The organism is Streptomyces sp. HUAS YS2 (assembly GCF_033343995.1).
GTDB lineage: Bacteria > Actinomycetota > Actinomycetes > Streptomycetales > Streptomycetaceae > Streptomyces > Streptomyces solicathayae.
In genome coordinates this window covers 1,929,309-1,942,700 of the sequence record NZ_CP137573.1, presented here as the reverse complement: position 1 = coordinate 1,942,700, position 13,392 = coordinate 1,929,309, and the positions used below count along the sequence as shown (strand labels likewise).

The 13,392-nt window shown below is 72.1% G+C and carries 14 protein-coding genes; 5 read left to right on the top strand and 9 right to left on the bottom strand.

Annotated features, from left to right (window positions below):
* Window positions 1–86 precede the first annotated feature (86 nt).
* Together R2D22_RS08825 and R2D22_RS08820 are read right to left on the bottom strand one after the other, a co-directional pair.
* Window positions 87–839: a DUF4142 domain-containing protein gene (locus R2D22_RS08825; protein ID WP_318109655.1), complete on the bottom strand. Its 753-nt coding sequence runs from the start codon at window positions 837–839 to the stop codon at window positions 87–89.
* A 116-nt stretch (window positions 840–955) separates the two neighbouring features.
* Entirely contained in the window at window positions 956–1,669 is a 714-nt protein-coding gene (locus R2D22_RS08820; protein ID WP_318102441.1) for a peptidyl-tRNA hydrolase, read from the bottom strand.
* An 83-nt stretch (window positions 1,670–1,752) separates the two neighbouring features.
* Between R2D22_RS08820 and R2D22_RS08815 the strand changes: the two genes are divergently transcribed.
* Window positions 1,753–2,430 (top strand): AIM24 family protein, encoded by a 678-nt coding sequence (locus tag R2D22_RS08815; RefSeq protein ID WP_318102440.1) that lies wholly within the window; start codon window positions 1,753–1,755, stop codon window positions 2,428–2,430.
* A gap of 125 nt (window positions 2,431–2,555) precedes the next feature.
* Here the strand turns inward: R2D22_RS08815 and R2D22_RS08810 are convergent, their stop codons facing one another.
* From R2D22_RS08810 to zapE, 6 genes are all read right to left on the bottom strand, one after another.
* Window positions 2,556–3,194 (bottom strand): dihydrofolate reductase family protein, encoded by a 639-nt coding sequence (locus R2D22_RS08810; protein ID WP_318102438.1) that lies wholly within the window; start codon window positions 3,192–3,194, stop codon window positions 2,556–2,558.
* A gap of 91 nt (window positions 3,195–3,285) precedes the next feature.
* Window positions 3,286–4,254 (bottom strand): polysaccharide deacetylase family protein, encoded by a 969-nt coding sequence (locus R2D22_RS08805; protein ID WP_411976993.1) that lies wholly within the window; start codon window positions 4,252–4,254, stop codon window positions 3,286–3,288.
* An 87-nt stretch (window positions 4,255–4,341) separates the two neighbouring features.
* Window positions 4,342–5,229, bottom strand: a complete 888-nt coding sequence (locus tag R2D22_RS08800; protein ID WP_318109651.1) for a polyphosphate kinase 2 family protein — start codon at window positions 5,227–5,229, stop codon at window positions 4,342–4,344.
* Between the two features lie 222 nt (window positions 5,230–5,451).
* A complete protein-coding gene (locus R2D22_RS08795) occupies window positions 5,452–6,819 on the bottom strand; it encodes an alkaline phosphatase PhoX (RefSeq protein WP_318102436.1) in 1,368 nt (455 codons plus the stop codon).
* Between the two features lie 175 nt (window positions 6,820–6,994).
* Window positions 6,995–7,420 (bottom strand): OsmC family protein, encoded by a 426-nt coding sequence (locus tag R2D22_RS08790; protein ID WP_318102434.1) that lies wholly within the window; start codon window positions 7,418–7,420, stop codon window positions 6,995–6,997.
* 32 nt (window positions 7,421–7,452) lie between these two features.
* Window positions 7,453–8,544 carry a cell division protein ZapE gene (gene zapE, locus R2D22_RS08785; protein ID WP_318102432.1) on the bottom strand — a complete coding sequence of 364 codons (1,092 nt, stop codon included), beginning with the start codon at window positions 8,542–8,544 and terminating at the stop codon, window positions 7,453–7,455.
* A gap of 36 nt (window positions 8,545–8,580) precedes the next feature.
* On the opposite strand from zapE, the gene R2D22_RS08780 reads away from it, so the two are divergent.
* From R2D22_RS08780 to msrB, 4 genes are all read left to right on the top strand, one after another.
* The gene (locus R2D22_RS08780) at window positions 8,581–9,357 is read left to right on the top strand and encodes a pyrimidine reductase family protein (RefSeq protein ID WP_318102430.1); all 777 of its coding nucleotides are present in this window, start codon (window positions 8,581–8,583) and stop codon (window positions 9,355–9,357) included.
* Between the two features lie 105 nt (window positions 9,358–9,462).
* The gene (locus tag R2D22_RS08775) at window positions 9,463–9,942 is read left to right on the top strand and encodes an indole-3-glycerol phosphate synthase (protein ID WP_318102428.1); all 480 of its coding nucleotides are present in this window, start codon (window positions 9,463–9,465) and stop codon (window positions 9,940–9,942) included.
* A gap of 155 nt (window positions 9,943–10,097) precedes the next feature.
* Complete coding sequence (gene murC, locus R2D22_RS08770; RefSeq protein WP_318102426.1) at window positions 10,098–11,504, top strand: UDP-N-acetylmuramate--L-alanine ligase; 1,407 nt, start codon at window positions 10,098–10,100, stop codon at window positions 11,502–11,504.
* A gap of 13 nt (window positions 11,505–11,517) precedes the next feature.
* Entirely contained in the window at window positions 11,518–11,925 is a 408-nt protein-coding gene (gene msrB / locus R2D22_RS08765) for a peptide-methionine (R)-S-oxide reductase MsrB (RefSeq protein WP_318102425.1), read from the top strand.
* A gap of 32 nt (window positions 11,926–11,957) precedes the next feature.
* On the opposite strand, the gene R2D22_RS08760 is transcribed toward msrB, so the two are convergent.
* On the bottom strand, window positions 11,958–13,268 hold the full coding sequence (locus R2D22_RS08760; RefSeq protein WP_318102423.1) for a COG1470 family protein: 1,311 nt from the start codon (window positions 13,266–13,268) through the stop codon (window positions 11,958–11,960).
* Window positions 13,269–13,392 lie beyond the last annotated feature (124 nt).

The following is a 13,392-nucleotide window of genomic DNA, read 5'->3' as shown; positions in this document are numbered from 1 at the left end:
TGTGCTGATGACCCCGAAGCACGGGTTCGAATCCAGACGGATGGACGTTCAGAGGTTGATTTGAGGTTTGGGCGCGGCGCCGTCACTCAGGGGCGGTTCGTGTTCACCGCCGGTCCTGGAACCGGGCGCGAGGTGAACGACTGGTCCTCGCCGGTCGGCAGGACGGGCGTCGGCGCGGGCGGCAGATTGCCGTTCGGCGGCGGCGGACCGCTCGGGCTGGCCGTCGCCCGGCCCGCCGCCTCGTTGGCGATCGCGTCGAAGTCGACGAGGCCGGTCGCCTCCAGCATCGTGATGTGGTCCAGGACGGTCTGGTTGGCGTCGCTCGCGAGCTGCCGGATCAGGGTGTTGCGGGTGGTGTGCCGGACCTGGGCGACCAGGGCGAAGACCTTGCCGTGCGCGTTGCGCAGCAGGTTCGCGAACTTCCGCTCGTACTCCTCACCCTGGGCCGCGGACAGCTCCCGCAGCCAGCCCTGCTGCTGTTCGTTCGCCTGGTTCGGCAGCTCGACGCCGAGCTTCGCGGCGACGTCGCGGGCCCGCCGGTCGAGGTCGGTGTGGCCGACGACGAGATGGTCGCCGGCGTCCCGGATGGCTTGGCTGGGCGCGCGTTCGATGGCCTGCTGGCCGGCCGGCAGCTCCCACAGGCCGGCCAGCCGCACCTTCACGAGGAAGTCCCGGTCCGTGGCGGACAGCGGCCCCCACTGGGTGGCCACGGACGACGCGGCGAGATTGGCCTGGCCGGTGCCGGAGCGGTCGGCGTACGACCAGACGGGGAACGCCAGCGCGCCGACCGTGGCGACCAGCGCCGCGATGATGAGAGCCGTTCCGTTGACGCGTCGCAACACTGTGCTGTGCCTCCCGTGCTTCGAGCCTGACACCGCAGACTGAACCGCCAACCGACCCCGCGGTTCAACCCACTTGACGATATGGGGAGGTACGTACGGACGGTCCCGGCCGTTCAGATCGCGGTGTCGGCGATGTCGACGCCCGGGAACTCGCCCACGACGGTGCAGGAGCCGGGCGCGATCTCGGTGAAGCCCGCGTCCCGGACCACGGGCAGTCCGCTGCCGGTGAGCTCCGCCCAGCGTTCCGCCGGAGCGGTCCGCACCACCAGCGGGAACCCGGCCTCGCGCCACGCCTTGCGCTGCGCGTCGGACAGCCGCCACCACACCAGCTGCGCGCCGTGCCCGGCCTGGGCCATCGTCTTGCCCGCGGACATGTCGAGCTCGGGGTTGAGCCAGAGCACCGCGCCGCCGGGGCGGGGTTCGCCGGGCGCGGCCGGGTCGTCCAGGTCGGTGCCGGACACCTGGAGCTTGAGCAGCTCCTTGGGCCAGCCGTCCAGGGGGACCGGCGGGAAGACCCGTACCTCGGCGTGCTCGCCGGTGACCGTGATGCCCGGAAGCTCGCAGGCGCGCCGCCACTCGGCGCCGCGTGCCCGGCGGACGACCTTCCGGATCCGGGCGTCCTGCCAGTCGCTGATCGCCCGGGCCCACTCGCCCTCCCCGTTCGACCGCTCGTCGGCGAGGATCGCCAGGACGGCGCGCGCCGCGGTCTCCAGCGCGTCGGTACGGGCCGGGGGCGCGGCCTTCTCGATGCGGACGACGAGCGGCAGCACGAACTGCGGGGCCTCGTCGCGGGGGTCGGCGGTGTTCGAGGTGTCTTCGGTGCTCACCCGCCCAGTCTGCCACCGCGGTGATCGGACCCGGGTGGGAGGGTTTTTGCCGGAACGCTCAATTCCGGGACAGGATGCCCGACATGAAGAGCGATCTCTTTTCCGTAGACAATCTGGCGCAGCAGGCCACCGCACCCGGCATGACCCTGCAGAACGCCAAGTCCGTCAAGTACGCGGTGAACGGCGAGATGCACGCCCGACAGGGCTCCATGATCGCGTTCCGCGGCGATCTCCAGTTCGAGCGCAAGGGCCAGGGCATAGGCGGCATGCTCAAGCGCGCCGTCACCGGCGAGGGCCTGCCGCTGATGGCCGTGCGCGGCCAGGGCGAGGCGTGGTTCGCGCACGAGGCGCAGAACTGTTTCATCGTCGAGATCGAGCAGGGCGACGCGCTCACCGTCAACGGCCGGAACGTGCTCTGCTTCGACCCGACCCTCTCCTACGAGATCAAGACGGTGAAGGGTGCCGGCATGACCGGCGGCGGCCTCTTCAACAGCGTCTTCACCGGCTACGGCAAGCTCGCCCTGGTCTGCGAGGGCGCGCCGATCGTCATCCCCGTCGCCCCGCACGCCCCGGTCTGCGTCGACACGGACGCGGTCGTCGGCTGGAGCGCCCACCTGAACACCTCGCTCCACCGCTCCCAGTCCGTCGGCTCCATGATCCGCGGCGGCTCCGGCGAGGCGGTCCAGCTCCGCCTCGACGGCGAGGGCTTCGTCGTCGTCCGCCCGAGCGAAGTGACCCCCCAGAAGACCTCGGCGAACTGACGGCGAGAGCCTCTTCGTGACGGGCCCGGCAGGCGATCTGCCGGGCCCGCCCGCGGTTCAGGGGCGCGAGCATCCTGCATGGCATGCACAGGTGGCACGCTTTGCCACCCGTGAGCGGGACCTCCTCATCGGCTGACCCCGCGGTCGGGTGCGGTCATGTCGCCCGTCCCGGGCGTGCCCTCGGCGAGGCCGTAGCGGAGGTGGACGGTGCCGCTCGGGCTCGCGGCAGGGGGTTCGAGGAGGGTGACGTTGGTGGGGACCTCGCCGCCGTCGAAGACCTTCTTCCCGACGCCGAGCACGATCGGGTGCACCCAGAGGTCGAGCCGGTCGAAGAGCTTCTCGCGCAGGAGGGTCTGCACGAGGTTCAGGCTCCCGACGACCTTGATGTTCTCGTGCCGGTCCCGGATCTCGCGCACCGCGCCGACGAGGTCCGGGCCGAGCTGCGTGGATCCCTGCCACGACAGGTCGGGCCGGCCGCGGGAGGCCACGTACTTCGGGATCCGGTTGAAGAGCGTGGCGATCTCGTTGTCCTGGCCGCCCTCCTGGTGCGGCCAGTACGCGGCGAAGATGTCGTACGTGCGCCGGCCGAGCAGGAGGGCGTCGGTGCCCTCGTACGCGGCGAGGATCTGCGCGCCCGCGACCTCGTCCAGCAGGGGTGCCTGCCAGCCGCCGAACGGGAACCCGATCGGGTCCTCGTCGGGGCCGCCGGGCGCCTGCGCGACGAGGTCGAGGGTGGCGAACAGCTCGATGTGGACGAGGCCCATGGCGTGCTCCTGCTCGGTCAGTGCTGTCTCGGTCGGTGCTTCCCCAGTGGGTGCTTTCCCGGTCGGGGGTGACCTGCCGGCGCCCGCGGACTCATCGCCGCGACGACGGGGCCGCGCCGGCCATCAGGTCGGAGACCTTCACGAAGTGGTATCCGCGGGCGCGGAGTTCCGGGACGATGCGGCGGATCGCCTGCTCGGTGACCGGGGCCGCGCTGCGGGTGCAGTGCATGACGACCAGTGAGCCGGGCTTCACCCCGGCCAGGACCTGCTCGGCGACGGCGTTGCCGTTCTTGGCGAACGCGTCGCCGCTGACCACGTCCCACTGGACCGCCGTCACCTTCGCCGGGCCGAGCGCGCGCAGGGCGTCGTCGTCGTAGCAACCGCCGGGGAAGCGGAAGTACGGGACGACATTGCGCGCCCCGGCCTTGGCGAACGCGTCGAACGCCCGGCGGACGTCCTTCGCCATCGCGTCGCGCTCCACCGTCGGCAGGCCGTAGCACGGCGAGGCGAAGGCGTAGTGGCTGTAGGAGTGGTTGGCGATCTCGAACAGGGGGTCGTTGCCGATGTCCCGGGCCTGGTCCGGGTACTCCTCGGCCCAGCGGCCGGTCATGAAGACCGTCGCGTCCACCTTCAGGCGGCGCAGCGTGGCGATGAGCTGAGGGTTGTCGAAACGCTCGCCGCCCGCGGCGCGCGGTCCCTGGTCCGCCGTCATGTCGGCGTCGAAGGTCAGCGCGACGACCTTGCCGGACGCGGCGGCGCCGCGCTCGAAGACCGCGGTCCGGCCGCCCGGCCCGGGCGCCATCGTCGGCGGCGCCTTGCGCGCGGTGCCGGGGCCGGGCGCCGCGCTCGCGGACGGGGAAGCGGTACCGCGCTCGGACGGCTTCGCGCCCGGTGCCGCGCTCGCGGACCGGCTCGCCGACGGCGCCGCCTTGTCACGCCGCGCCGCGGCGTCGGTTCCGGATCCCCCCGTGTCGCAGCCGACGAGCACCGCACCCAGCGCAGCCCCCGCCGCAACACCCGAAACGGCAAGAGCCGTCAATCGTCGTACAGAAATGGTCACGAACGGAAAATATCCGATCGTCATCCTTTATCCGCGACCCGACACCGCCAACTGCGACCCGACACCGCCAACTGCCGCCAGACCCCTCTATCTGCGGCCACACCCCTCCGGAACTCCGCCACCCGGATCGGCGATGCTGTCGAGCAGCAGCCGCTTCCGGGACGCCGTCACGTCGAAGTCGCCCGGCGGGTACGCCGGGTCCATCTCCTCCAGGTGCTCCAGGAGCAGCGTGCTGATCGCCCAGTTCCGGTACCACTTGCGGTCGGCCGGAACCAGGTACCAGGGGGCCTCCTCTGTCGAGCAGCGCGCCAGGGCGATCTCGTACGCCTCCTGGTACGCCGGCCACAGTGCCCGCTCCTCGATGTCGCCCGGGTTGAACTTCCAGTGCTTCTCCGGGTTGTCGAGGCGTTCCAGGAGCCGCCTGCGCTGCTCGTCGTACGAGATGTGCAGGAACACCTTCACCACGGTGACGCCGTCCTCCACCAGCGACTGCTCGAAGCGGTCGATCTGTCCGTAGCGCCGGTCCAGCACCTTGGGCGGCGCCAGCCCGCGGACCCGGGCGATGAGCACGTCCTCGTAGTGCGAGCGGTCGAAGATGCCGATCTCGCCCGGCTGCGGCAGCGCCTGCATGACGCGCCAGAGGAACGGGTGGTTCAGCTCCTCCCGCGTCGGGGCCTTGAACGCCTTGATCCGGCAGCCGGACGGGTTGAACAGCCCGATCACGTGCTTGACCGTGCCGCCCTTGCCACTGGTGTCCATGCCCTGCAGGACCAGCAGCAGCCGGCGCCGGTCGCCCCCGGTGCTCGCCGCGTAGAGCCGCTCCTGGAGCGCGGCCAGCCGCGGGCCGAGCGCGGCCGTCGCGGCGAGCCCGGCCGCCTTGTCGCGGGGACCGCCCGGCGTCGCCGCGGTGTCGTAAGAGGTGAGGTCGATCCGGGCGCCGCCGGGAACCCGCAGCAGTTCGCGCAGGTTCGGCACGGGCCGCTTCCCGGCCCTGCCGACGTCGCGCTTGCCCCCGTCGCGCCCGGTGCCGTCGCGCGTTCCGCCGTCTTTCTTCCCGCCGTCCCGCTTCCCCTGTGCCTTCGGCTTCGCCACCGCGTGTTCCCCTTCCGGTCCGCTCCCTCGATCCTGCGACGGAACGGGCGGGTGCGCGACCGCGGTCGCGCACCCGCCCGGGGAGGGGTCAGGCCGGAAGGGCCGTCAGCACCACGGACCCGTCACGGCGAAGGTCGTGCCGGGGGTGTAGCAGTTGACGTACATGGTCTCGCCGTCGGGCGAGAAGGTGACGCCCGCGAACTCGCCCCACTCCGGCGTCTCCGGGGTGCCGATGTTGTTCGCGCCGCGCGCCACCGCGTACACCTCGCCGCGCCGGTTCACGCCGTAGACGTGCTGCGCCCCCTCGCCGTCCTCGCAGACCATCAGCCCGCCGGTCGGCGCGAGGCAGATGTTGTCGGGGGACTCGCCCGGCAGCTGGATGTCGGTGTCCGGGCCGAACACGACGACCAGCGTGAGCCTGCGCCGCTGCGGCTCGTACTTCCACACCTGGCCGTAGTGGGTCGCGCCCGAGCCGTCCTTGGTGCGGGCGAAGCTGGAGACGAAGTACACCGCGCCGCCGCCCCAGTAGCAGCCCTCCAGCTTCTGCGCGTGCGTGATGCCCTTCGGCCCGAAGTCCTGCAGCCGGATCGGTGTCTGCACCGCCTGCGGATCGGGTACGGGAACCCATTCGACGCCCTCGAACCGCGCGCCGGTCTCCTGGATCACGGACAGGTCCGGCACGCCCGGCACCCGCATCGCCTCCAGCGTGCCGCCGGCCCGCAGCGAGCCGGTGCCGCCGAGCGGCTTCTCGGGCAGGAAGCGGTAGAAGAGCCCGAACGGCTTCAGGAACGCGTCCTCGGTCTCGTAGACGATGCCGCTGCGCGGGTCGACGGCGATCGCCTCGTGCTGGAAGCGGCCCATCGCGGTGAGCGGGACCGCGCCGGTGCGGTGCGGGTCGGCCGGGTCGACCTCGAAGATGAAGCCGTGGTCCTTGGTGTAGCCGTTGGTGCCGGCCCGGTCCTCGGTCTCCTCGCAGGTCAGCCAGGTTCCCCAAGGGGTCGGCCCGCCCGCGCAGTTGACCGCGGTGCCGGCGATGGCGACCCGTTCGTCCAGCACGTTGTTCCGGCCGTCCAGGGTGAGCGCCGTGCAGCCGCCCTTGGCGGCCGGGTCGTAGGTCAGGCCCTCGACGGTCGGCACGCCCACGCGGCCGGTGACCCGGTTCTCGTGGTTGCGGACCAGATGGACGCGGCCTCGGCGGCCGGCGAAGGCGGCCATGCCGTCGTGGTTGCTGGGCACCGGGCCCTCGCCGGAGCGGAGCGGGTCGCCCTCGCGGGACAGGACGGTGTAGCGGAAGCCCTTCGGCAGGTCGAGCAGGCCGGCCGGGTCGGGGACCAGCGGGCCGTATCCGGCGGCGGGGGAGTGGCCGCGGGCGGCGGCGGTGCCGGCGAAGAGCTCGGAGAACGCGCCGGTGAAGGCGATGCCGGCGACGGACGCGCCGGTGCGGGAGAGGATCTGACGTCGTGTTGCGGACATGAGGCAACCCACTTCCTGCTGGGGGTCCCCCCAGGCCCCCCGGGCCTAGGGGGAGGACAGGTGTGACGTGGTGCATGTGTGTGACGTGTGACCCGCATGTGTGTATCACGCAGTGTGGTGACACGTGAACCATGCGGGCCCACGTCGCCTCATGTGGCGTGTGCGCCGGGAGGGGTCAGGCGAGCTCGGCGGTGAGCGTGATCGTCGTACCCGTGAGGGCCTGGCTCACCGGGCAGTTCTTCTTGGCGTCCTCGGCCAGCGCCTGGAACTCGTCCGCGTCCAGGCCGGGGACCTCGCCGCGCACGGTCAGGTGGATGCCCGTGATGCCCTCGCCCGGCTGGAAGGTGACGTCGGCCTTGGTCTCCAGGCGGGTGGGCGGGTTGCCGGCCTTGGCGAGACCGTTGGAGAACGCCATCGAGAAGCAGGAGGAGTGCGCGGCGGCGATGAGCTCCTCGGGGCTCGTCTTCCCGTTCGGCTCCTCGGCCCGGGCCGGCCAGGACACCTCGTACGAACCGAGGCCGGAGGAGTCGAGGGTGACGACGCCCTTGCCCTTCAGGAGGTCGCCCTCCCAGACGGTGTGGGCATGACGGACGGTGGCCATGGTGGATCCCTTTCGGTCGGGTATCACCCAACCTACTGCTCCACAAGCCCCTTTGCGTCGCGGGCGAGCGCGGTGAGCCGGGAGATCGCCCGGAAGTACTTCTTGCGGTACCCGCCCTTCAGCATCTCTTCACTGAACAGCCGGTCGAAGGGGAGTCCGGAGGCCAGCACCGGGATCTCGCGGTCGTACAGCCGGTCGGCGAGGACGACCAGCCGCAGCGCGGTCGACTGGTCGGGCACGGGCGTCACGTCGGTGAGGCAGACGGCCGTCAGGTCGTCGGTCAGCGCGCCGTACCGGCTCGGGTGCACCTTGGCCAGGTGTTCGAGCAGGTGCGGGAAGTCGTCGAGGCTCGCGCCGGGGGTGGCGTACGCGGCCTTGGTGACGGCCTCCTCGGAGTACGGGGCGGGCGCCTCGGGCAGCCCGCGGTGCCGGTAGTCCTCGCCGTCGATCCGCAGCGGGCGGAAGTGCGCGGACAGGCCCTGGATCTCGCGCAGGAAGTCCGCCGCGGCGAACCGGCCCTCGCCGAGCTTGCCCGGCAGCGTGTTCGAGGTGGCGGCGAGCGCGACGCCGTGCTCGACGAGGCGGGCGAGCAGGCTGGAGACGAGGACGGTGTCGCCCGGGTCGTCCAGCTCGAACTCGTCGATGCAGAGGAGACGGTGCCCGCTGAGGGTCTGCACGGTCTGTTGGAAGCCGAGCGCGCCGACCAGGTTGGTCAGTTCCACGAAGGTGCCGAAGGCCTTGAGCGCGGGCTCGGCCGGGGTGGCGTGCCAGAGCGAGGCGAGCAGGTGCGTCTTGCCGACGCCGTAGCCGCCGTCCAGGTAGACCCCGCGGGGGCCGGCGGGCACGGTCGGCTTCGGGGCGCGGGAGAACCAGCGGCGCTTGCCGGCGCCGGAGGCGTGCGAACCGCCGAGCCCCTCGGCGAAGGCGCTCAGGACGTCGACGGCCTCGATCTGGCTGGGCTGGTTCGGGTCCGGGATGTACGTGTCGAAGCGCACCGAGTCGAACCGGGGCGGCGGCACCATCTCCGCGACGAGCCGGTCTGCGGGCACATGGGGCTCACGGGCGCAGAGGGAGAGCGGTGTCGCCTCTATGGAGGCGGCTTCGGCGAGGGCACGGGTCGACACAGTTCCCCACTGTAAGGGGCGTGTCAGACTGCGAGCATGCGACGCCTGTTCCCTGTGACGGACATGACAGCAGCCGAGTCGGACGGGGAGTGGTCCCTCGACGAGCTGGCCGACGCCTACGCGTACCCCGAGGAGGCCCGGGCCGCCGACGGCGTGTGGCTGCGGGCCAACATGGTCTCCTCCCTGGACGGCGCGGCCCAGCACGACGGCCGCTCGCAGCCGATCTCCTCCGACACCGACATGCGGATCTTCGGCACCCTGCGGGCGCTGGCCGACGTGGTCGTGGTCGGGGCGGAAACGGTACGCCTGGAGGGGTACCGACCGGCCCGGGCCCGTGAGGCCTTCGCCGCCCGACGGGCCGCCGCCGGGCAGGGGCCCGCGCCCGCGATCGCCGTCGTCAGCTCCTCGCTCGACCTCGACTTCACGCTTCCGCTCTTCACCTCGCCGCTGGTACCGACCCTCGTGCTCACCGGCGAGGCCGCGGCGCCGGACCGGGTGCGGGCGGCCGAGCAGGCCGGCGCGCAGGTGGTGGCGGCCGGCGAGGGGACCCGGGTGGACCCGGAACGCGCGAAGCGGGAACTTGCCGCGCGCGGGCTGCGACGGCAGCTGACGGAGGGCGGCCCGCGGCTGCTCGGACAGTTCGTGGCGTCCGGCGTGCTGGACGAGCTGTGCTGGACGGTGTCTCCGACCATGACCGCCGGGAGTGCGCAGAGGATCGCCGGAGGCCCTTCCGTGACCGTCCCTGCACGGTTCTCGCTCGCCTCTGTACTGGAGGAGGCCGGGTTTCTCTACACCCGCTACCGTCGGATCTGACACGTAGCGGAATTACCCGTTCCGGTTAGCTTCCGCTGGGCACACTTACTCACGCAGACCCCGTGCGGGCACGGGGAAGGATGGTTTCCGCAGAAGGGCTCCGAAGTGTTCACAAGCGTTTTGATGATCGAGAAGCCCCTGACGTCCGTCGACGTGGAGTTCGTCACCACGCTGCACGGAGACGAGACGGTCTCGTTCATCGTGCTGATGCAGCCCAGGGGTGACCAGGCCGATGTCCTGCTGCGCGCCATCGACGACGTCGCGATGGGCGAGCTGAAGGAAGCCCGGCGGGAGGGCGGCGAACCGGAGGGCAAGGAGGCCCGGCCCCTTGCCGAGCGGGCCCTGGACGCCTCGCTGAGGGCGCTGCGCGCCGCGGGCTGCGAGGCGGTCGGACAGGTGGTCGAGGACCACCCCCTGAACAAGATGAAGGCCGTGGTCGACGAGTCGGACGCGGACGAGGTCATCGTCCTGACCGCACCGCACTACGTGGAGGAGTTCTTCCACCGGGACTGGGCCTCCAGAGCCCGGCACAAGGTCGGCGTCCCGGTCCTGAAGCTCTTCGCCCACAGCGACGAGGAGGAGTAGACGGGGCGGGGCGGCTGGGCCGCGGGGCCGGACCGGGGGAGCGTGGGCTCCCGGAACCGGCCCCGGGGCCGCCCCCGGCCCGGGCACACCGGGTGTCCGGCGCCAGCCACTACGCTGGGGGCCTCATGTACGTCGCACCCCGGGGAGACACACGCATGGCCTCCGCCATCCCTGCCGCCGCCGTCCCTGCCGCCATGGAGCGGCCGCACTTCATCGGCATCGGCGGTGCCGGAATGTCGGGCATCGCGAAGATCCTCGCCCAGCGTGGCGCCAAGGTCGCCGGCAGTGACGCGAAGGAGTCCGCGACCGCCGAGGCGTTGCGCGCCCTCGGCGCCACCGTGCACATCGGCCACGCCGCCGCGCACCTCGCCGACGACGCCTCCTGCGTCGTCGTCTCCAGCGCCATCCGCGCCGACAACCCCGAGCTGGCCCGCGCCGCCGAGCTGGGCATCCCGGTCGTGCACCGCTCCGACGCGCTCGCCTCCCTGATGGACGGGCTGCGCGCGGTCGCCGTCGCCGGTACGCACGGCAAGACGACGACCACCTCGATGCTGGCCGTCGCCCTGACCGAGCTGGGCCTCGACCCCTCGTACGCGATCGGCGGCGACCTCGCCGGCCCCGGCACCAACGCGCGGCACGGCGCCGGCGCCGTCTTCGTGGCCGAGGCCGACGAGAGCGACCGCAGCTTCCAGAAGTACGACCCCGAGGTCGCGATCGTCCTCAACGTCGAGCTGGACCACCACGCGAACTACGCGTCGATGGACGAGATCTACGAGTCCTTCGAGGCCTTCGTCGGCAAGATCCGCCCCGGCGGCACCCTGGTCGTCGGCGAGCACGCGGGCGCCCGCGAGCTGGCCCGCCGGGTCGCGGACCGCGAGGGCCTCCAGGTGCTCACGGTCGGCGAGTCCGCGGACTCCGACGCCCGCATCCTGGCGATCACCCCGAACGGCATGACCAGCGAGGTCACCGTCGACCTGGACGGCGTCGAGCACACCTTCACCGTCTCCGTCCCCGGCCGCCACTACGCGCACAACGCCGCCGCCGCCCTCGCGGCCGGCTCGCGCGTCGGCATCGACCCGGCCGAGCTGGCCCAGGCCCTCACCGCGTACACCGGCGTCGGCCGCCGCCTCCAGCTCAAGGGCGAGGCCGCGGGCGTGCAGGTCATCGACTCGTACGCGCACCACCCCACCGAGATGACCGCCGACCTGGAGGCCATGCGCGGCGCCGCCGGCGCGGCCCGCCTCCTCGTGGTCTTCCAGCCGCACCTCTTCTCCCGCACCCAGGAGCTGGGCAAGGAGATGGGCGACGCCCTGGCGCTGGCCGACGCCTCCGTGGTCCTGGACATCTACCCGGCGCGCGAGGACCCGATCCCGGGCATCACCAGCGACCTGATCATCACCGCCGCCCGCGCCGCGGGCGCCGAGGTGACCGCCGTCCATGACAAGGCCACGGTCCCCGACGTTGTCGCGGGAATGGCGAAGCCGGGCGACCTCGTTCTCACGATGGGCGCGGGCGACGTCACCGACCTGGGGCCGAAGATCCTCGCCCGCCTGTCGAACTGAGGGAGCGCGCATCATGTCGTACGAGGTCGAGAAGCCGGACGAGCAGTGGCAGGCCGAGCTGACCCCCTCGGAGTACCAGGTGCTCCGCCTGGGCGGCACCGAGCCCGCCTTCCGCGGTGAGTACACCGACACGAAGACCGAGGGCGTCTACTCCTGCCGGGCGTGCGGCGCCGAACTGTTCACCTCGAAGGAGAAGTTCGAGTCGCACTGCGGCTGGCCGTCCTTCTTCGACCCGAAGGACTCCGACGCCGTCGAGCTGCTCGCGGACACCTCCCACGGGATGATCCGCACCGAGGTCCGCTGCGCGAAGTGCGGCTCCCACCTCGGCCACGTCTTCGAGGGCGAGGGCTACCCGACCCCGACGGACCAGCGGTACTGCATCAACTCCATCTCGCTGCGGCTGCGGCCCGACGAGGGCTGAGCCGCCCCCGGGCCGGGAGGGCGGCCCAGGGGCTACTCGAGCGTGCCGCTGAAGAGAGCGGCCGAATTGCAGCGGGTCGGGGCCGGGCCGGCTGGCGGCCGGCCGACCGTGCGGCAGGAGATCGTCACCGTGATCTCCTGCTTCGGTCCCGCCAGGATCGCCGACGCCCAGTGGAAGTCCTGCTCGCGGAAGTTCTCCAGAGCGGGCGCGAGCAGGGGCTTGCCACCCACCGAGATCGTGACGGTACCCGCGTCGCCCTGCGGGTTCTCCAGGACCAGGTCCGTCAGCCGCAGCACCTTGCCGTCCGGGACCTTGTAGGTGGCCGAGTCCGTGCCGTTCGCCGGGGCGGAGGCGGTCAGCCGGTGGGAGAACAGGGCCGCCCCCGGGAGCGGGGCCGGACCCGTGCCCGGCGTCGCCGAGGGCGACGGCCCCGGACTCGCGCTGCCGTCCGATCCGGGCTTGTCGTCGCCGGAGCCCCCCGACGCGGCGTCCTTGGCCTCGTCGGCGGCCTTCTTCGCGTCGGCGGCCTTGGACTCCGCCGCCGCGACCGGGCCCTTCACAGCCTCCTTGGCCGCACTGCGGACGACCGGACGCAGCAGCCCGAACCACAGGCCCGCCAGCACGCCCAGCAGCACCAGCAGCAGGAGCAGCAGCTTCAGCAGGCCCGCCGAGACGATCGGACGCTGCAGCAGGCTGCCGTCGAGCTGCGCCGGGGGCACCTCCGGCGCGCCGTCGGGGCCGGCGGACGGAGCCGCGGTGATCTGGAAGACGTGCGGCACGGCAACACCGCGCCACATCCACCGCTTCGGCCCGACGGGCAGCTTCACGAACGCCGCCCGCCCCGGCTCCACCACCGTGGGCTCGTCGGGCAGCCCGAATTTCAGCAGGTCGCTCTGGTCCTTGCCCGAAAGGGCGACGGACAACGGGTAGTTGCCGCGGTTGTCCAGAGCCACCTGGAAGCGGGCGCCGGTGCGGCCCTGGCCCAGCCGCGGGGTCAGTTCCGCGGTGAGGTCGGCGTACGGGCGGATGTGCAGGACGCCCTCGGGAACCGTGGCGTACTGGCCCTGTTCCTGCGGCAACACCCGCACGCCGTAGGTGAGTTCACCCGGTGGGACGGTCGAGTCCCGGGGCGGCCGGACCACCAGTTCCACCTGGCCGGCCGTGTCCGGGTACAGGGACAGCGTCGCGGGCTCGACCACCATCCACTGCGCGCCCGGCCCCAGCACCTCGAAGGCGTAGGCCTCGACGACGTTCCCGCTGTTGCGTACCTCGAGCGGGATCCGGGCCTCCTCGCCGGGCAGCACCGAGACAGGGGCGGCGTCCAGATGAGCGGAAGTGGTCATGTGAGGACAGTAGGAAGCCGGGCCGGAGGGCCACCGCTCCCATACGGACACACCCGGGGGCACGCTGCGTTGCCCGTTGAGTCCGCGTGGAGTGCCTGCTGACTGCCCGGGTGTTCACTGGGCC